The following is an 18800-nucleotide window of genomic DNA, read 5'->3' on the forward strand; positions in this document are numbered from 1 at the left end:
GCCTCGCTTCAGCAAATTGGGTATGTGACAGCTTTCGGTGTTTTGTGAGCGTCGAACTTTCGGTTCATCTTCGTCTTCACACACCGCAATCTGATGCTCGTTAGAGTAGTCAAATTGCTTGGGTGTTATATGGTCAAGCCTCACGGGCAATTAGTATTGGTTAGCTCAACGCCTCACAGCGCTTACACACCCAACCTATCAACGTCGTAGTCTTCGACGGCCCTTCAGGGAACTCAAGGTTCCAGTGAGATCTCATCTTGAGGCTAGTTTCCCGCTTAGATGCTTTCAGCGGTTATCTATTCCGAACATAGCTACCCGGCAATGCCACTGGCGTGACAACCGGAACACCAGAGGTTCGTCCACTCCGGTCCTCTCGTACTAGGAGCAGCCCCTCTCAAATCTCAAACGTCCACGGCAGATAGGGACCGAACTGTCTCACGACGTTCTAAACCCAGCTCGCGTACCACTTTAAATGGCGAACAGCCATACCCTTGGGACCGGCTTCAGCCCCAGGATGTGATGAGCCGACATCGAGGTGCCAAACACCGCCGTCGATATGAACTCTTGGGCGGTATCAGCCTGTTATCCCCGGAGTACCTTTTATCCGTTGAGCGATGGCCCTTCCATACAGAACCACCGGATCACTAAGACCTACTTTCGTACCTGCTCGACGTGTCTGTCTCGCAGTCAAGCGCGCTTTTGCCTTTATACTCTACGACCGATTTCCGACCGGTCTGAGCGCACCTTCGTACTCCTCCGTTACTCTTTAGGAGGAGACCGCCCCAGTCAAACTACCCACCATACACTGTCCTCGATCCGGATAACGGACCTGAGTTAGAACCTCAAAGTTGCCAGGGTGGTATTTCAAGGATGGCTCCACGCAGACTGGCGTCCACGCTTCAAAGCCTCCCACCTATCCTACACAAGCAAATTCAAAGTCCAGTGCAAAGCTATAGTAAAGGTTCACGGGGTCTTTCCGTCTAGCCGCGGATACACTGCATCTTCACAGCGATTTCAATTTCACTGAGTCTCGGGTGGAGACAGCGCCGCCATCGTTACGCCATTCGTGCAGGTCGGAACTTACCCGACAAGGAATTTCGCTACCTTAGGACCGTTATAGTTACGGCCGCCGTTTACCGGGGCTTCGATCAAGAGCTTCGCGTTAGCTAACCCCATCAATTAACCTTCCGGCACCGGGCAGGCGTCACACCCTATACGTCCACTTTCGTGTTTGCAGAGTGCTGTGTTTTTAATAAACAGTCGCAGCGGCCTGGTATCTTCGACCGGCATGAGCTTACGGAGCAAGTCCTTCACCCTCACCGGCGCACCTTCTCCCGAAGTTACGGTGCCATTTTGCCTAGTTCCTTCACCCGAGTTCTCTCAAGCGCCTTGGTATTCTCTACCCAACCACCTGTGTCGGTTTGGGGTACGGTTCCTGGTTACCTGAAGCTTAGAAGCTTTTCTTGGAAGCATGGCATCAACCACTTCGTTAACTAAAAGTTAACTCGTCATCAGCTCTCGGCCTTAGAATCCCGGATTTACCTAAGATTCCAGCCTACCACCTTAAACTTGGACAACCAACGCCAAGCTGGCCTAGCCTTCTCCGTCCCTCCATCGCAATAACCAGAAGTACAGGAATATTAACCTGTTTTCCATCGACTACGCTTTTCAGCCTCGCCTTAGGGACCGACTAACCCTGCGTCGATTAACGTTGCGCAGGAAACCTTGGTCTTTCGGCGTGGGTGTTTTTCACACCCATTATCGTTACTCATGTCAGCATTCGCACTTCTGATACCTCCAGCAAGCTTCTCAACTCACCTTCACAGGCTTACAGAACGCTCCTCTACCGCATCACTTACGTGATACCCGTAGCTTCGGTGTATGGTTTGAGCCCCGTTACATCTTCCGCGCAGGCCGACTCGACTAGTGAGCTATTACGCTTTCTTTAAAGGGTGGCTGCTTCTAAGCCAACCTCCTAGCTGTCTAAGCCTTCCCACATCGTTTCCCACTTAACCATAACTTTGGGACCTTAGCTGACGGTCTGGGTTGTTTCCCTTTTCACGACGGACGTTAGCACCCGCCGTGTGTCTCCCATGCTCGGCACTTGTAGGTATTCGGAGTTTGCATCGGTTTGGTAAGTCGGGATGACCCCCTAGCCGAAACAGTGCTCTACCCCCTACAGTGATACATGAGGCGCTACCTAAATAGCTTTCGAGGAGAACCAGCTATCTCCGAGCTTGATTAGCCTTTCACTCCGATCCACAGGTCATCCGCTAACTTTTCAACGGTAGTCGGTTCGGTCCTCCAGTTAGTGTTACCCAACCTTCAACCTGCCCATGGATAGATCGCCCGGTTTCGGGTCTATTCCCAGCGACTAGACGCCCTATTAAGACTCGCTTTCGCTACGCCTCCCCTATTCGGTTAAGCTCGCCACTGAAAATAAGTCGCTGACCCATTATACAAAAGGTACGCAGTCACCCAACAAAGTGGGCTCCCACTGCTTGTACGCATACGGTTTCAGGATCTATTTCACTCCCCTCTCCGGGGTTCTTTTCGCCTTTCCCTCACGGTACTAGTTCACTATCGGTCAGTCAGTAGTATTTAGCCTTGGAGGATGGTCCCCCCATATTCAGACAAAGTTTCTCGTGCTCCGTCCTACTCGATTTCATGACTAAGAGATTTTCGCGTACAGGGCTATCACCCACTATGGCCGCACTTTCCAGAGCGTTCCGCTAATCTCAAAGCCACTTAAGGGCTAGTCCCCGTTCGCTCGCCACTACTAAGGGAATCTCGGTTGATTTCTTTTCCTCAGGGTACTTAGATGTTTCAGTTCCCCTGGTTCGCCTCTTGCACCTATGTATTCAGTACAAGATAACCATCTTATGATGGCTGGGTTCCCCCATTCAGACATCTCCGGATCAAAGTCTGTTTGCCGACTCCCCGAAGCTTTTCGCAGGCTACCACGTCTTTCATCGCCTCTGACTGCCAAGGCATCCACCGTATGCGCTTCTTCACTTGACCATATAACCCCAAGCAATCTGGTTATACTGTGAAGACGACATTCGCCGAAAATTCGAATTTCTCAGTTAAGAGAACTCACAAATTTTACCTTAGCCTGATCCGTTACCAGTGAAAGTAACGTTCAGTCTATCTTTCTATCACATACCCAAATTTTTAAAGAACGAACTAGTCAAAGACTAGAAATCAACATTCACCATCACCACGATGGAATGCTCATTTCTAAGCTTTATACAAACAGAAGCAGTAGTGGTGGAGCCAAACGGGATCGAACCGTTGACCTCCTGCGTGCAAGGCAGGCGCTCTCCCAGCTGAGCTATGGCCCCGTATTTCTACAGGCGTTTCCCACACAAAATTGGTGGGTCTGGGCAGATTCGAACTGCCGACCTCACCCTTATCAGGGGTGCGCTCTAACCAACTGAGCTACAGACCCAATTTCGGGCTGCTTCTTTCGTCTTCTTCAATGAATCAAGCAATTCGTGTGGGAACTTATGGAGCAGCTGATGTCGTCGATTAAGGAGGTGATCCAGCCGCAGGTTCCCCTACGGCTACCTTGTTACGACTTCACCCCAGTCATGAATCACACCGTGGTAACCGTCCTCCCGAAGGTTAGACTAGCTACTTCTGGTGCAACCCACTCCCATGGTGTGACGGGCGGTGTGTACAAGGCCCGGGAACGTATTCACCGCGACATTCTGATTCGCGATTACTAGCGATTCCGACTTCACGCAGTCGAGTTGCAGACTGCGATCCGGACTACGATCGGTTTTATGGGATTAGCTCCACCTCGCGGCTTGGCAACCCTCTGTACCGACCATTGTAGCACGTGTGTAGCCCAGGCCGTAAGGGCCATGATGACTTGACGTCATCCCCACCTTCCTCCGGTTTGTCACCGGCAGTCTCCTTAGAGTGCCCACCATTACGTGCTGGTAACTAAGGACAAGGGTTGCGCTCGTTACGGGACTTAACCCAACATCTCACGACACGAGCTGACGACAGCCATGCAGCACCTGTCTCAATGTTCCCGAAGGCACCAATCTATCTCTAGAAAGTTCATTGGATGTCAAGGCCTGGTAAGGTTCTTCGCGTTGCTTCGAATTAAACCACATGCTCCACCGCTTGTGCGGGCCCCCGTCAATTCATTTGAGTTTTAACCTTGCGGCCGTACTCCCCAGGCGGTCAACTTAATGCGTTAGCTGCGCCACTAAAAGCTCAAGGCTTCCAACGGCTAGTTGACATCGTTTACGGCGTGGACTACCAGGGTATCTAATCCTGTTTGCTCCCCACGCTTTCGCACCTCAGTGTCAGTATTAGTCCAGGTGGTCGCCTTCGCCACTGGTGTTCCTTCCTATATCTACGCATTTCACCGCTACACAGGAAATTCCACCACCCTCTACCATACTCTAGTCAGTCAGTTTTGAATGCAGCTCCCAGGTTGAGCCCGGGGATTTCACATCCAACTTAACAAACCACCTACGCGCGCTTTACGCCCAGTAATTCCGATTAACGCTTGCACCCTCTGTATTACCGCGGCTGCTGGCACAGAGTTAGCCGGTGCTTATTCTGTCGGTAACGTCAAAATTGTAGAGTATTAATCTACAACCCTTCCTCCCAACTTAAAGTGCTTTACAATCCGAAGACCTTCTTCACACACGCGGCATGGCTGGATCAGGCTTTCGCCCATTGTCCAATATTCCCCACTGCTGCCTCCCGTAGGAGTCTGGACCGTGTCTCAGTTCCAGTGTGACTGATCATCCTCTCAGACCAGTTACGGATCGTCGCCTTGGTGAGCCATTACCTCACCAACTAGCTAATCCGACCTAGGCTCATCTGATAGCGCAAGGCCCGAAGGTCCCCTGCTTTCTCCCGTAGGACGTATGCGGTATTAGCGTCCGTTTCCGAACGTTATCCCCCACTACCAGGCAGATTCCTAGGCATTACTCACCCGTCCGCCGCTCTCAAGAGAAGCAAGCTTCTCTCTACCGCTCGACTTGCATGTGTTAGGCCTGCCGCCAGCGTTCAATCTGAGCCATGATCAAACTCTTCAGTTCAAACATCTTTGGGTTTTTAAGAAACCCTAAACTTGGCTCAGCAATCGTTGGTTACATCTTTGATTTCTCGCGGAGTAACTTGTGATGCTGATAATCTTGTTGACTATCAGTCTGACTCCACAAGCACCCACACGAATTGCTTGATTCAGTTGTTAAAGAGCGGTTGGTTAAGATCTTTCGTCTCAACCGAGGCGCGCATTCTACAGCAGCCTCATTTGCTGTCAAGTGGTTATTTTCAGAAGTTTTCGAAGATTTCTTCAACAACTTCAACCACTTGCGCTTGCGATCTCTCGTAAGCGGGAGGCGAATTCTACAGGGATCACCATGAACGTCAACCCCCTTATCTTAAAAAAAGCGAAACACTTACTCGCCTATAAAAACCAGGGTGCCCCACCGCCTCTTCTATATAGAAGGAGCGCACAACCTAGGGACGTGAATTATTCCCACCCACACAAATGCATCTGGATCTCAACCGAAAGAAGCGCGGCTGGATCCCGCACAGGCGAGGAACGAGGATGACTGTTGTTGAGACCGGCGAATACCAGGAGGGGAAAGCTTTACAGAGATGGTGTCCCAGGGCCGGTTCGAACGGCCAACCTTCCCCTTAGGAGGGGGATGCTCTATCCAATTGAGCTACTGGGACAAATGCCACGCTTACCCTGAAGGGCTAGCGACAGACGGCGTGCATCTTAACGGCCGAGGCTGGTTTTGTCATGTCGTCCGTTGGCATTTTGACTGTAGGCCAATCCTTGCGCGTACGTTCATAGCCTCATTCAGCATGCCAAGACTTTCGTCCTCATCGTGCAAATTGCACTGCGCCAATATGCCATCATTGCAAACTGCAACCCAGCGCCCTCAAAAAACAAACTTAACTCCTTGTTTTTATTGGAATAATAGATTGGCACGACATCTGCAAAGTCATAAGCACAAAACCAATCGTTCCAGGCACCGTGGAGACTATGATGATGAACAGCGCCCTTCTACTAGCACTGAACGCTGTGGCACTGGCTACGGTGGTGACGTTTCATTTTCAGCCGACCAATACTGAAGACAGTGCGCAAATCAGCCAAGCCATTCCCCACCATCTGCAACAGCGCCCTCAGTTGGCACTGATGACTGCAAACCCCCAGTCCCCCATCCGCCTGACCCAAGATACACAATCAGCGCCAGCGGCCGAGCATTGGGTTTTCTGAGAACACTATTCATGTCGAAATCTGCCTGGTTGTTTCTGTGCCTGACGCTCCTATCTGTTGCGCTAGGCCTGGGAGCTACATCACAACAAACTCAAACCCTAGCCTTCGTCGCCAGCGCCGTGCTGGGCAGCCTACTGGTACTGACACTCATCAAGGGTCGCCGAATCAAATTCGATCCGCTCCTGCGCTAACCCCCTTCCCCATCTCCCCCCCTACCTTATGTCGCCTGACACTCGTAAATAGGCGAACAGCTACTAACCTTAAGCTTGAGGGCAAAAGGCCATATCGCTATAGGACGGGCGCCCTTCAACCCGGATGCCGTGCAGGCTTGGGCGAAGATTGACGAGCTTCGCTGCACTCGCGGGATTTTTTCCAACCAGTCCGCAAAAACGCAAATCAGTGCTGGCATAAAGCCTGTAGGCGGTTCAATATTTGTCACAGAATTGACGCCAATGAAATGTCAAATCTGAGGCATGATGCGGCCTCTTTGCAATTCGGGTTGAACTTTGGTCGTGAGCCTTGTCTTAACACTCATCTTGCGGCCAATTCCAGAAACCGCTCCCCTGAACTAACCGGTTAAATATATGCGCCCATTGAAACAGGCAATTTATTCCAGCCGTACGGCTGACAAATTCGTCGTACGTCTGCCAGACGGAATGCGGGAACGCATTGCCGAGGTGGCTCGCAATCATCACCGCAGCATGAACTCCGAAATCATCGCACGCCTGGAACAAAGCCTTATTCAGGAAGGTGCCTTGGGTGAAGAGTTGAGCATGCGCCTGGACAGCCCCGAGCTGTCACTGCACGAACGCGAACTGCTGCAGCGTTTTCGTCAGCTCTCCCACCGCCAGCAAAATGCTCTCGTCTCGCTTATCGCGCATGACGTGGAGGCGGCCGCAGAAGCCAATTGATTGACACCTGAAAGCCGAAGCCAGCCATGTGCTGGCTTTTTTTTGCCTGGCATTTGGGAATAAGAAGCAAAGCGAGGGCAGGTTTGCCCCCGCTGGAAGGGTCAGAGCAGGAAGATCGTTGCCAGGCCCAGGAAGATGAAGAAGCCACCACTGTCAGTCATGGCCGTGATCATCACACTGGCCCCCATGGCGGGATCGCGACCTAGACGCGCCAGGGTCATAGGGATCAACACTCCCATCAAGGCCGCCAGCAACAGGTTAAGGGTCATGGCTGCAGTCATGACCACGCCCAGGGACCAACTGCCGTAGAGCAAGTAGGCCACCACGCCAATCACGCCGCCCCACACCAATCCGTTTATGAGGCCTACCGCCAGTTCCTTGCGCAGCAGTCGTGAAGAATTGGCGGTACTGACCTGGTCCAGCGCCATGGCGCGCACGATCATGGTGATGGTCTGGTTCCCGGAGTTACCGCCAATGCCCGCCACAATCGGCATCAACGCCGCCAAGGCCACCAGTTTCTCGATGGAGCCTTCAAACAACCCGATCACGCGAGATGCGATAAACGCGGTAATCAGATTGATAGCCAGCCAGGCCCAGCGGTTATGCAGTGAACGCCAGACCGACGCGAAAATATCTTCCTCTTCACGCAAACCTGCCATGTTGAGGACTTCGGTTTCACTTTCCTCACGGATCAAGTCGACGATTTCATCGATGGTCAGACGACCGATCAACTTGCCGTTCTTATCCACCACCGGCGCCGAGATCAAGTCGTAACGCTCGAATGCCTGGGCCGCGTCGTAGGCATCTTCGTCCGGATGGAAACTCACGGTATCACTGGCCATCAGGTCAGCAACTTTCTTCTCCGGATCATTGACCAATAGGCGCTTGATCGGCAAAACGCCCTTGAGGATCCCCTCATAGTCGACCACAAACAGTTTGTCGGTGTGGCCGGGCAATTCTTTGAGACGGCGCAGGTAACGCAACACCACTTCAAGGCTGACGTCTTCGCGGATGGTGACCATCTCGAAGTCCATCAGGGCGCCGACCTGGTCCTCGTCGTACGACAGCGCAGAACGCACACGCTCACGCTGCTGCGTATCGAGCGCCTCCATCAACTCATGGACAACATCACGGGGCAGCTCAGGGGCCAGGTCAGCCAGTTCGTCCGCATCCATCTCCTTGGCGGCAGCCAGGAGTTCGTGGTCATCCATGTCGGCGATGAGCGTCTCACGCACCGAGTCCGACACTTCCAGCAGGATGTCACCGTCGCGGTCAGCCTTGACCAACTGCCACAGGGTCAGTCGGTCATCCAGCGGCAAGGCTTCAAGAATATAAGCGACGTCGGCGGAGTGCAGGTCATCGAGCTTGCGTTGCAACTCGACGAGGTTTTGCCGGTGAACCAGGTTTTCGACGCGGTCGTGGTTCGGACCTTCCTGGCGGTGCGTGAGGTCTTCGACCACGCGCTGGCGCTGCAGCAGCTCGATAACTTGAGCCAGACGATCCTGCAGGCTTTCTTGTGTTTTCTTTACTTCTACTTCGGTCATAGGCGAACTCCACTCCCAGCAGCGGGGCACGCCGGAAGGATCAATCAGTCAATTCATGATTGGTAAAACGGGGTACTGAGTAACTACTGGGTAAGTCCATGGAGGTATTCCACAAGCCCCGGCGGGGCTGACGGGCGCATGATACACCGCCCGGACGTTTTAAACGTTAAAAAACTGGAAAGAACAAGCGCTTGCACGCTAAAGCTCAGTATTGTCTGCATCTATGAACTGCGACGACGCAGGCGCGAGGGAAAACACATGAGGAGGGAGAAAAAGGAGAACACCGGATAAAAGCTACACAAACCCCAGACGGCAAAAAGCCCGCACTAGGCGGGCTTTTTGTTTGTATGGTGCACTCGACAGGATTCGAACCTGTGACCGCTCGGTTCGTAGCCGAGTACTCTATCCAGCTGAGCTACGAGTGCAGATTGTGTTTTTAGACCAGATCACAACTGGTTGAAGCCAAGCTACCTGCATCGCTGCAACTAACTCTTAAATGGTGCACTCGACAGGATTCGAACCTGTGACCGCTCGGTTCGTAGCCGAGTACTCTATCCAGCTGAGCTACGAGTGCATTTGTTGCCGCGCATTATAGGCCGTTCAATCTCTATGTAAAGCTATTTTTTCGAGTATTTTCAACAACTTACCGAAAAAACCAGATTGCAACGTACTAAGCAAATAATGGCGGAGAACGGGGGATTCGAACCCCCGACACCCTTTTGAGGTGTACTCCCTTAGCAGGGGAGCGCCTTCGGCCACTCGGCCAGCTCTCCGCAACACGGGGCGTATATTAACCACGTTCCTCCCCGTTTGCAAACATAAAAAACGATAAAAATTAAAGGCTTGGTTCTTCGTCCTTCTCTTTCTTGATCCGCAGGTAGATTTCCTCGCGGTGGACCGCCACCTCTTTCGGAGCATTAACCCCAATACGTACTTGATTACCTTTGACGCCGAGCACGGTCACGGTGATTTCGCCATCACCGATAATCAGGCTTTCTGCGCAACGACGAGTCAGAATCAGCATACCTTTCACCTCACGCATTTCAGTTCAGGAACAACAGTCTGCAAAAAAAAAGCATTCAACCTACAACCAAAAGGTCGTAGCCCTACTCGCTAAGTATTGTCGAGCCCATGCAAAAGACCATGTACCCCACAAAAAAATGAAAGGCGCGGTAAACCGCGCCTTCCTGGCAACGCATCACTCGCCCTGTCGGGCCGGAGCATCCAGCTCAAAAGCGGTATGCAGCGCGCGTACAGCCAGTTCCAGGTACTTCTCTTCGAGCACTACCGAGACTTTGATTTCCGAGGTGGAAATCATCTGGATGTTGATACCTTCCTTGGCAAGGGCCCCGAACATACGGCTGGCAACGCCAGCATGGGAGCGCATGCCCACCCCTACGATCGACACCTTGGCAATCTTGGTATCGCCGACCACTTCACGGGCGCCAATCTCGCTCGCCGTGTTCTGCAGGATTTTCAATGCCGCATCGTATTCGTTGCGGTGCACAGTGAAGGTGAAATCGGTGGTGTTATCGTGCGAAACGTTCTGCACGATCATGTCGACTTCAACATTCGCATCGCTGACAGGGCCCAGAATCTTGAAAGCCACGCCCGGGGTGTCTGGCACGCCACGGATCGTCAGCTTGGCTTCATCGCGATTGAAAGCGATGCCGGAAATGATCGGCTGTTCCATGGATTCCTCTTCATCAATAGTAATGAGGGTGCCCGGACCCTCCTTGAAGCTGTGCAATACGCGCAGCGGAACGTTGTACTTGCCGGCGAACTCCACCGCGCGAATCTGCAACACCTTGGAACCAAGGCTGGCCATTTCCAGCATTTCTTCAAAGGTGATCTTGTCCAGGCGCTGGGCCACTGGCACGACGCGTGGGTCAGTGGTGTAGACGCCATCCACATCGGTATAGATCTGGCATTCGTCAGCCTTGAGCGCTGCTGCCAGGGCCACACCGGTGGTGTCCGAACCGCCACGACCGAGCGTGGTGATGTTGCCGTGTTCATCCACGCCCTGGAAACCCGCTACAACTACCACGCGCCCTGCTTTCAGATCAGTACGAATTTTCTGATCATCAATTTGCAGGATCCGCGCCTTGGTATGTGCGCTGTCTGTAAGAATGCGCACTTGGCTACCCGTGTAGGACACCGCTGGCACGCCACGCTTGTTCAGCGCCATGGCCAACAGCGCAATGGTCACCTGCTCGCCCGTGGAGACGATCACATCCAGCTCACGCGGCAGCGGCTGTTGATCACCACTGATGGCCTTGGCCAGATCGATCAGGCGATTGGTCTCGCCACTCATGGCCGACAGCACCACTACCAGGTCATCACCGGCATCGCGGAACTTCTTAACCTTGTCGGCGACCTGCTCGATTCTTTCGACAGAACCGACCGAGGTGCCTCCAAATTTCTGTACGATCAAAGCCATTTCCAAGCCGCCTCAGCCCGTAAAGGGGCGCCTAATATCAATCCACCCGCACTGAACAAGCCCGTGACTAAACCACGGGCCGGTTAACAGTGCCTTAAATACCTGCCTCGACAAATGGCACGGTCAAGGCCAGCGCCGCGTCCAGAGCTGCGGCATCGACACCACCGCCTTGCGCCATGTCCGGACGACCACCGCCCTTGCCGCCCACTGTCGCAGCGGCTTGCTTCATCAAATCACCGGCTTTGAGTTGGCCAGTCAGGTCCTTGGTTACACCAGCAACCAGAACGACCTTATCCTCATGGACACTGCCGAGCAGGATCACTGCGCGGCCGAGCTTGTTCTTCAACTGATCGACCAAGGCCAACAGCGCCTTGCCGTCCTGGCCGTCCAGGCGCGCCGCCAGGACCTTTACGTCCTTGACGTCAACCGCCGCTGCCGACAGGTCATCACCTGCAGCGCTGGCCGCCTTGGCCTGCAACTGCTCCAGCTGTTTTTCCAGCGCACGGTTGCGCTCCAGCACGGCAGACAGTTTGTCGATCAGATTGTCACGGCTGCCCTTGACCAGGCCGGCCGCTTCCTTGAGTTGTTCTTCGGCTGCATTGAGGTAAGCCAGGGCCGCAGCACCGGTCACCGCTTCAATACGACGCACACCCGAGGCCACACCGCCTTCGCTGATGATCTTCAGCAGGCCGATATCGCCGGTACGGTTGGCGTGGATACCACCACAGAGTTCTACCGAGAAGCTGCCGCCCATGCTCAGCACGCGGACTTCGTCGCCGTACTTCTCGCCAAACAGCGCCATGGCGCCTTTGTTCCTGGCGGTCTCGATATCGGTTTCTTCGGTTTCAACCGGGGTGTTCTTGCGAATCTCGGCGTTGACGATGTCTTCCAGTGCCTTGATCTGCTCAGGCTTGATCGCTTCAAAGTGGCTGAAGTCAAAGCGCAGGCGCTGGCTGTCCACCAACGAACCTTTTTGCTGCACGTGCTCGCCCAGTACCTGGCGCAACGCGGCATGCAGCAAGTGAGTGGCCGAGTGATTCAACGCCGTGGCATGCCGCACGTCGGCATCGACCTGGGTGTCTACCGGCGCGCCCACGGTCAAGTTGCCCAGCACCAGCACACCGTGATGCAGGAACGCGCCGCCGGTCTTGGTGGTGTCGCGCACGTCAAAACGACCGGATGTCGAGCTCAGGAAACCGCAATCGCCAATCTGGCCACCCGACTCGGCATAGAACGGCGTCTGGTCCAGCACCACAACCGCCTCTTCGCCTTCGCTCAATACGTCGACCGACTTGCCGTCTTTATAGATGGCGACGATCTTGGCCGAGCCCGCAGTGGACTTGTAGCCGGTGAACTCGGTCGGTACGTCGACCTTGACCAGGGTGTTGTAGTCCAGGCCAAAGGAGCTGGCCGAACGTGCACGCACGCGCTGGGCTTCCATTTCACGCTCAAAACCGGCTTCGTCGACGGTCAGCTCGCGCTCGCGGGCGATGTCGGCGGTCAGGTCCATCGGGAAACCATAGGTGTCGTACAGCTTGAACACGACATCACCCGGCACCACGGTGCCTTTGAGCTCAGCCAGGTCCTGTTCGAGAATCTTCAGGCCGTGCTCCAGGGTCTTGGAGAATTGCTCTTCTTCAGCCTTGAGCACCCGCTCGATGTTGCTTTGCTGTTGCTTGAGTTCCGGGAAGGCATCGCCCATCTCGGCAACCAGCGCGGCCACGATCTTGTAGAAGAAGCTGCCGGTAGCGCCCAGCTTGTTACCGTGACGGCACGCGCGACGGATGATGCGACGCAGCACATAGCCACGGCCTTCGTTGGATGGCAGCACGCCGTCGGCAATCAGGAAACCGCAGGAACGGATGTGGTCCGACACCACCTTGAGCGAAGACTGGCCTTCATTGGCGCAGCCAATGGCCGCCGCCGAGGCGCTCAGCAGGTTGGTGAACAGGTCGATTTCGTAGTTGGAGTGAACGTGCTGCATCACCGCACTGATCCGCTCCAGGCCCATGCCGGTGTCCACCGACGGTGCCGGCAGCGGATGCAACACACCGTCGGCGGTGCGGTTGAATTGCATGAACACGTTGTTCCAGATCTCGATGTAACGGTCGCCGTCTTCTTCCGGCGAGCCTGGCGGGCCACCCCAGATATCGGCGCCGTGATCGTAGAAAATCTCGGTGCACGGGCCGCACGGGCCGGTATCGCCCATGGTCCAGAAGTTATCGGAGGCGTAAGGCGCGCCTTTGTTGTCGCCGATACGGATCATGCGCTCGGCAGGTACACCGATTTGCTGGGTCCAGATGTCATACGCTTCGTCGTCCGTCGCGTACACGGTGACCCAGAGTTTTTCCTTGGGCAGCTTCAGCACGCCGGTGAGGAAGGTCCAGGCGAAGGTGATCGCGTCTTTCTTGAAATAGTCGCCGAAGCTGAAGTTACCCAGCATCTCGAAAAAGGTGTGGTGACGGGCGGTATAGCCGACGTTTTCCAGGTCGCTGTTCTTGCCGCCGGCGCGTACGCACTTCTGGCTGCTGGTGGCGCGGGTGTAGGCGCGCTTTTCCTGGCCCAGGAAGCAGTCCTTGAACTGGTTCATCCCCGCGTTAGTGAACAGCAGGGTTGGGTCATTGCCTGGGATCAAGGAGCTTGAGGCTACACGGGTGTGACCTTGCTCTTCGAAGAAGCGAAGGAAGGCTTCACGGATTTCTGCGCTTTTCATTAGGTTCTTCCACGGAGGCTGCGGCCAAAGGCCAGTGCGCAACATCATCAGACGGAGCGACGGCAAAGGGCCGCATTATATCGGCCCTTTGCCGGTGGTACAGCGTGTTTATGTGATAGAAACAGTCAATTAGACGGCCTGCACTGTCATTTCTGCGAAAACGCGACGAATGTCTGCAGCACTTGCTCGATCTGCGCCCGGCTCACATCCAGATGGGTGACCATGCGCAGGCGCGGCGCAGCGCTCAACTTGACCCCACGCTCAGCCGCAAAGGCCTTCAGCGCCTGCGCCTGATCGCCTACCTGCACATACACCATATTGGTCTGCACCGGCTCGACGCTGTAGCCGGCCTTGCGTAACTCATCGCCCAGCCATTGGGCGTTGGCATGGTCGTCAGCCAGGCGCTGTACCTGGTGGTCAAGGGCATACAGCCCCGCCGCCGCCAGGGAGCCGGCCTGGCGCATGCCGCCGCCGACCATCTTGCGCAGTCGCCGTGCCTTGGCGATCAGTGCCGCGCAGCCGCACAACACCGAGCCGACCGGCGCACCGAGGCCCTTGGACAGGCACACCGACACCGAATCGAAATGCTGGGCGATTTCTCGCGCATCCACCCCCAGTTTGACCGCCGCGTTGTAGAGGCGCGCGCCATCCAGGTGCAGGGCCAGGCCATGCTCGTGGGTAAATGCACGGGCCTTGGCCAGGTAATCCAGCGGCAGCACTTTGCCCTGCATGGTGTTTTCCAGCGCCAGCAGGCGTGTGCGGGCGAAGTGGAAGTCGTCGGGCTTGATGGCTTCAAGCACCTGGTTCAGATCAAGGGAGCCATCAGCTTGGACTTCCAGGGGCTGCGGCTGGATCGACCCCAGCACCGCCGCGCCGCCGCCTTCGTATTTGTAGGTGTGGGCCTGCTGGCCGACGATGTATTCCTCGCCGCGCTCACAGTGAGCCATCAACGCCAGCAGGTTGCTCATGGTGCCGGTGGGTACGAACAGCGCCGCGGCAAAGCCCAGGCGCTGGGCCAGTTCGGCCTCCAGGCGGTTGACGCTGGGGTCTTCACCGTAGACATCGTCGCCACTGACGGCGCTGGCCATCGCGTCGAGCATGCCGGGGGTGGGTTGGGTCACGGTGTCGCTGCGCAGGTCGATCACGGTCATCAAGGGGGCCTCTAACGGAATGGATAAGTCCTTTTGTGTGTGATTACTGCGGGCAAAGCCACGGAATATCAAGCCCCGATTACATTCAATCGAATACCAACCAAACAAACCGATATAAGTTATCGAGACGGCAACCGTGCAGTTTTTGAAAAACCATGTTAAAAACTCTGCGCCGCCAGGGTTCTGGCGGCAACGTTCTCAGGGCGGGGTGCAATTCCCCACCGGCGGTAATTGCACGCAATGTGCATAGCCCGCGAGCGCTTGGCGCCTCGAACTGCTCAGGCAGGACGGCGACAAGGTCAGCAGACCCGGTGTGATCCCGGGGCCGACGGTCATAGTCCGGATGAAGAGAGAACGGGATTGGCACCTAAGGGCCGCGCGCCTGTTTGCGCATGCGTACCCTTAAATCCCATTCGATTCATAACGCCCTGTTTTTTTCTTAAACAGGAGTCAGAACATGCAACCCACCGCAATCGACAGCAAAAGCAAAAACCATCACGGCGAGCGCGTCGCGTTTATCCAGGCCTGCTGGCACAAGGATATTGTCGACCAATCGCGCAAAGGCTTCCTCGCCGAAATGATCGCCCAGGGTTATCAGGAATCGGACATCGACTTCTTCGAAGTCGGCGGCGCCTTTGAAATGCCCCTGCATGCCAAGCTGCTGGCCAAGACCGGCCGTTACGCCGGCATCGTCGCTGCCGCGCTGGTGGTGGACGGTGGCATCTACCGCCACGAATTCGTCGCGCAATCGGTGGTCAGCGGCCTGATGCAGGTGCAGCTGGAAACTGAAGTGCCGGTGTTCTCGGTGTCCCTGACGCCGCACCACTTCCACGCCGGCAGCGAGCACACCACGTTCTTCTACGAGCACTTCGTGCACAAGGGCCAGGAAGCAGCGCGCACCTGCGCCGATACGCTGCACAAGGTGCGCGCGATCCGTCGTAGCGAGCCGCGTGCGGTAGCGGTCTAAACCCAGTGTGGGAGCTGGCTTGCCTGCGATGCAGACACCTGGGTGTATCAGTGATACCCAGGTGATGCTATCGCAGGCAAGCCAGCTCCCACATTTACATCGGGTCAGGCCTTGAGATCTACACCAGGCCAGCATCCGTGGTTGGCACGATCAATATCCCGGCGCGCAAGCCGTTCTTCACCTTAGGGTTGGGGAAGATGATGCGGGCGCCCTCCTCCTCGATCACCCAGCGGGTCTTGGCCACGTCTTCGGCCAGCAGGTAGCCCTTTTCCAATTCCGAAAAGTTTTCCACATCTGCGGGCAGGTGCATCAGGAAGGCGTCGCTGTGCTTGATCACTTCTCGCGCAACGGCGAAGAGTTGCAGGCCGTCGAGGCTATCGGTCTCGGGCTCGTTGCCCTCGATGATCTGCTTCAGACGCGCTTCCAGGCGCGACACGTCCACACCGTCGTTCTGTCCGAACGGCCGCGCCTTGCCCAACTCCAGGGTGAACGCCTCGGCGCCGAGTTGCTCGTAGGTAAACGCGGTGAAGGTAATCGAGGTTTTGTTCTGCAACAGCACCGCCTGCATGCCGGCAGCGTTCAAGCGCTCCAGCTCACGGCGCGAATGCTGTCGATCTTCCTTCCACGGGTACAACGCGAACTGCTCGATTTTCGAACCACGAATCGCGGTATGCAGGTCGTAATGCAGGCGCGAGCGGCCAGGCTGGCTGAAAAAGCTGCGGGCCAATTGCTCAAGCTCAGCGGCGCGCATCGCTTCGGGGCCGATGTTTTGTTCATGACGGCCGTTGAACAGCCGGTTGACGTCCAGTTCGAGGTAACGCTCACCGCGGCGCATGGCCTCGGTATTGCCGAACAGGAACAGAATACGGGTGCGGGGCTTGATCTCCCCGCGGGCGATGCCATGCAACAGGCGGTCGAGCAGTTCGATCGGCGCGGTTTCGTTGCCATGGATGCCGGACGACAGCAGCAAGTCGCTGCCGTTGTCCAAAGCTTCAGGAGGACGCACTTCAAGCGCGCCTTCGCTGAGCCAGCGCATCTGCACGCCGTCGACAGTCAGTTGAATTTTTTGCGCCGGTTCACGACCGGCGAGGGTCAGTTCAAGCAGTTTGCCGAGGGCGAGCATAAGCAGCTTCCTTAGTGGTTGCAGCCTGGGCCGTGGACGTGATCGTCGTCGTCACCTTCAACGTCGGCCGGTTCCATTTCCAGTTGCAGGCTCATCAGGTTAGTGGCCAATGGGCGCATCAGCAGGTTGGCGTACTCGGCGTCGCCTTCTTCTACGTCCACGCCAATCAGCAGTTGGCCGCGGCCATCGTGCTGGATCCAGATCTCCTTGCCCTGCCAGACCACGGCGACGCGGGTGCAGGAGGTTTCCAGCTGGGTGCCGTCGGTGTCTTCAAGGATGAGTTTCAGGGTGTCGGTCATAAATAAAATATCTCAGCCGTGTGGCATTAATTGATCTGGAAAGGATAAACCGAGCCCAGTTTAAGGATTTGCGTCAGTTCATCCAGTGCCGTCCGGCACTCAAGCAGCAACTGCGGGTCAGCCAGGTCGGTTTCGCGCAGGCTGTCACGGTAGTGCTTGCCTACCCATTGGGTCAGGGTTTCGTACAACGGCGCGGTCATGATAACCCCTGGGTTCACGGCCGCCAGCTCGGTTTCGTTCAACGCCACGCGCAGACGCAGGCACGCCGGCCCACCGCCATTCTGCATGCTTTGCTTGAGGTCGAAGACCTTGACCTCGCGAATCAGCCCGCCGGCAGCGGTCAAACCTTGCAGGTACTGCCACACACGCTCATTGGCGCGGCACTCTTCCGGCACGATCAGCAGCATCGAACCGTCAGGCCGAGTCAGCAACTGGCTGTTGAACAGGTAGGAACGCACCGCGTCCTCGACACTGACCAACGCGCGAGGCACACACACCGACTGGAAGTTGCCGCCCAGCTTGCCCAACTTGCCGTGCAGTTCGGCGAGCATCTGTTCAGTGTTGAGGAACGCATCCTCGTGATAGAACAGCACTTCGCCGTTGCCCACCGCGATCACATCATTGTGGAACACACCCGCATCGATCACCGCCGGGTTCTGCTGGGCGTAGACCACACCGTCATCCTTCAAGCCATGCAGGCGCGCAACGGCCTGGGAGGCTTCCAGGGTCTGGCGCGCCGGGTACTTCTGCGGGGCCGGGTAACGGGGGTCGAAAGCACTGCGGCCGAAGACGAAAAACTCCACGCCCGCCTCACCGTACTCACGGCAGAAACGCGTGTGGTTGGCCGCGCCTTCATCGCCAAACTGCGCCACGGCCGGCAAGGCAGCGTGGTGGGCGAAATGCTTGCCATCGGCGAACATCGCCCCCAGCACGCGGCTGGTGGTGGGGTGTTCGATGCTGCGGTGGTATTTGCAATTGAGGTTGGCGGCAGTGAAATGCACGCGGCCGTCTGCGGTGTCGGCGCTTGGGCTGACGGTGGCGGCGTTGGCTACCCACATGCTGGATGCCGAGCAGCTCGCTACCAGCAAAGGCATGGCCTGCTTGGCAGCCTGCTCGATCACCTGGGCGTCGGTGCCGCTGAAACCCAAGCTGCGCAAGGCGGCCACATCCGGGCGTTCCTGGGGCGCCAATACACCTTGCACAAAGCCCATGTCCATCAGGGCTTTCATTTTCTGCAGGCCCTGCAACGCCGCTTCCTTCGGGTTGGAAGACTGCTGGCTGTTGCTTTGGGACGCGACGTTGCCGAAGGACAAACCGCCGTAGTTATGGGTCGGCCCCACTAGACCGTCAAAATTGACTTCACAGGATTTCATCGGCGAGGCTCCACGAA

Annotated in this window: 12 protein-coding genes, 6 tRNA genes, 2 rRNA genes and 1 riboswitch; of the genes, 4 read left to right on the forward strand and 16 right to left on the reverse strand. The window is 56.1% G+C overall.

Annotated elements, in window-relative coordinates:
• Positions 1 to 129 precede the first annotated feature (129 nt).
• The 5 genes from N2A98_RS20100 to N2A98_RS20120 all read right to left on the reverse strand — a co-directional run bounded on the left by N2A98_RS20100 (position 130) and on the right by N2A98_RS20120 (position 5712).
• A 23S ribosomal RNA gene (locus N2A98_RS20100) occupies positions 130 to 3021 on the reverse strand.
• A gap of 247 nt (positions 3022 to 3268) precedes the next feature.
• Positions 3269 to 3344 (reverse strand) — tRNA-Ala (locus tag N2A98_RS20105).
• Between the two features lie 30 nt (positions 3345 to 3374).
• Positions 3375 to 3451: transfer RNA gene (locus tag N2A98_RS20110), tRNA-Ile, on the reverse strand.
• Positions 3452 to 3532: 81 nt separating this feature from the next.
• Positions 3533 to 5069, reverse strand: a 16S ribosomal RNA gene (locus tag N2A98_RS20115).
• The 16S and 23S rRNA genes sit together here with 2 tRNA genes alongside, the layout of an rRNA operon.
• A gap of 566 nt (positions 5070 to 5635) precedes the next feature.
• Positions 5636 to 5712: transfer RNA gene (locus N2A98_RS20120), tRNA-Arg, on the reverse strand.
• A gap of 322 nt (positions 5713 to 6034) precedes the next feature.
• Between N2A98_RS20120 and N2A98_RS20125 the strand changes: the two genes are divergently transcribed.
• From N2A98_RS20125 to N2A98_RS20135, 3 genes are all read left to right on the forward strand, one after another.
• A complete protein-coding gene (locus N2A98_RS20125; protein ID WP_078803655.1) occupies positions 6035 to 6262 on the forward strand; it encodes a hypothetical protein in 228 nt (75 codons plus the stop codon).
• Positions 6263 to 6273: 11 nt separating this feature from the next.
• A complete protein-coding gene (locus N2A98_RS20130) occupies positions 6274 to 6453 on the forward strand; it encodes a PA3371 family protein (protein ID WP_003193590.1) in 180 nt (59 codons plus the stop codon).
• Positions 6454 to 6846: 393 nt separating this feature from the next.
• Positions 6847 to 7173: an Arc family DNA-binding protein gene (locus N2A98_RS20135; RefSeq protein ID WP_003193592.1), complete on the forward strand. Its 327-nt coding sequence runs from the start codon at positions 6847 to 6849 to the stop codon at positions 7171 to 7173.
• A gap of 101 nt (positions 7174 to 7274) precedes the next feature.
• Here the strand turns inward: N2A98_RS20135 and mgtE are convergent, their stop codons facing one another.
• The 8 genes from mgtE to ltaE all read right to left on the reverse strand — a co-directional run bounded on the left by mgtE (position 7275) and on the right by ltaE (position 15021).
• A complete protein-coding gene (mgtE, locus tag N2A98_RS20140; protein WP_003193593.1) occupies positions 7275 to 8717 on the reverse strand; it encodes a magnesium transporter in 1443 nt (480 codons plus the stop codon).
• 348 nt (positions 8718 to 9065) lie between these two features.
• Positions 9066 to 9142: transfer RNA gene (locus tag N2A98_RS20145), tRNA-Arg, on the reverse strand.
• 72 nt (positions 9143 to 9214) lie between these two features.
• Positions 9215 to 9291 (reverse strand) — tRNA-Arg (locus N2A98_RS20150).
• Positions 9292 to 9399: 108 nt separating this feature from the next.
• Positions 9400 to 9490, reverse strand: a tRNA-Ser gene (locus N2A98_RS20155).
• 62 nt (positions 9491 to 9552) lie between these two features.
• Positions 9553 to 9741, reverse strand: coding sequence for a carbon storage regulator CsrA (gene csrA, locus N2A98_RS20160; protein ID WP_003175645.1), 189 nt, complete (start codon positions 9739 to 9741; stop codon positions 9553 to 9555).
• 174 nt (positions 9742 to 9915) lie between these two features.
• Positions 9916 to 11157 carry an aspartate kinase gene (locus tag N2A98_RS20165; RefSeq protein WP_003193595.1) on the reverse strand — a complete coding sequence of 414 codons (1242 nt, stop codon included), beginning with the start codon at positions 11155 to 11157 and terminating at the stop codon, positions 9916 to 9918.
• Between the two features lie 94 nt (positions 11158 to 11251).
• Positions 11252 to 13870 (reverse strand): alanine--tRNA ligase, encoded by a 2619-nt coding sequence (gene alaS, locus N2A98_RS20170; RefSeq protein ID WP_044267664.1) that lies wholly within the window; start codon positions 13868 to 13870, stop codon positions 11252 to 11254.
• Between the two features lie 146 nt (positions 13871 to 14016).
• On the reverse strand, positions 14017 to 15021 hold the full coding sequence (gene ltaE, locus N2A98_RS20175; protein ID WP_044267667.1) for a low-specificity L-threonine aldolase: 1005 nt from the start codon (positions 15019 to 15021) through the stop codon (positions 14017 to 14019).
• 190 nt (positions 15022 to 15211) lie between these two features.
• Positions 15212 to 15381: riboswitch (FMN riboswitch) on the forward strand.
• 97 nt (positions 15382 to 15478) lie between these two features.
• Between ltaE and N2A98_RS20180 the strand changes: the two genes are divergently transcribed.
• The gene (locus tag N2A98_RS20180; RefSeq protein WP_003193604.1) at positions 15479 to 15988 is read left to right on the forward strand and encodes a 6,7-dimethyl-8-ribityllumazine synthase; all 510 of its coding nucleotides are present in this window, start codon (positions 15479 to 15481) and stop codon (positions 15986 to 15988) included.
• Between the two features lie 118 nt (positions 15989 to 16106).
• On the opposite strand, the gene astE is transcribed toward N2A98_RS20180, so the two are convergent.
• Genes astE through astB form a run of 3 tightly spaced genes read right to left on the reverse strand, consistent with a single transcriptional unit; the run spans position 16107 to position 18783 of the window.
• A complete protein-coding gene (gene astE / locus N2A98_RS20185) occupies positions 16107 to 17111 on the reverse strand; it encodes a succinylglutamate desuccinylase (RefSeq protein ID WP_275622554.1) in 1005 nt (334 codons plus the stop codon).
• Positions 17112 to 17122: 11 nt separating this feature from the next.
• Positions 17123 to 17410 (reverse strand): hypothetical protein, encoded by a 288-nt coding sequence (locus N2A98_RS20190; RefSeq protein WP_003175651.1) that lies wholly within the window; start codon positions 17408 to 17410, stop codon positions 17123 to 17125.
• Positions 17411 to 17436: 26 nt separating this feature from the next.
• Positions 17437 to 18783 carry an N-succinylarginine dihydrolase gene (astB, locus tag N2A98_RS20195; RefSeq protein ID WP_003193608.1) on the reverse strand — a complete coding sequence of 449 codons (1347 nt, stop codon included), beginning with the start codon at positions 18781 to 18783 and terminating at the stop codon, positions 17437 to 17439.
• Positions 18784 to 18800: the final 17 nt, after the last annotated feature.

It is taken from the genome of Pseudomonas sp. FJ2-5-13 (assembly GCF_029201605.1).
GTDB classification, from domain to species: Bacteria; Pseudomonadota; Gammaproteobacteria; order Pseudomonadales; family Pseudomonadaceae; genus Aquipseudomonas; species Aquipseudomonas lactis.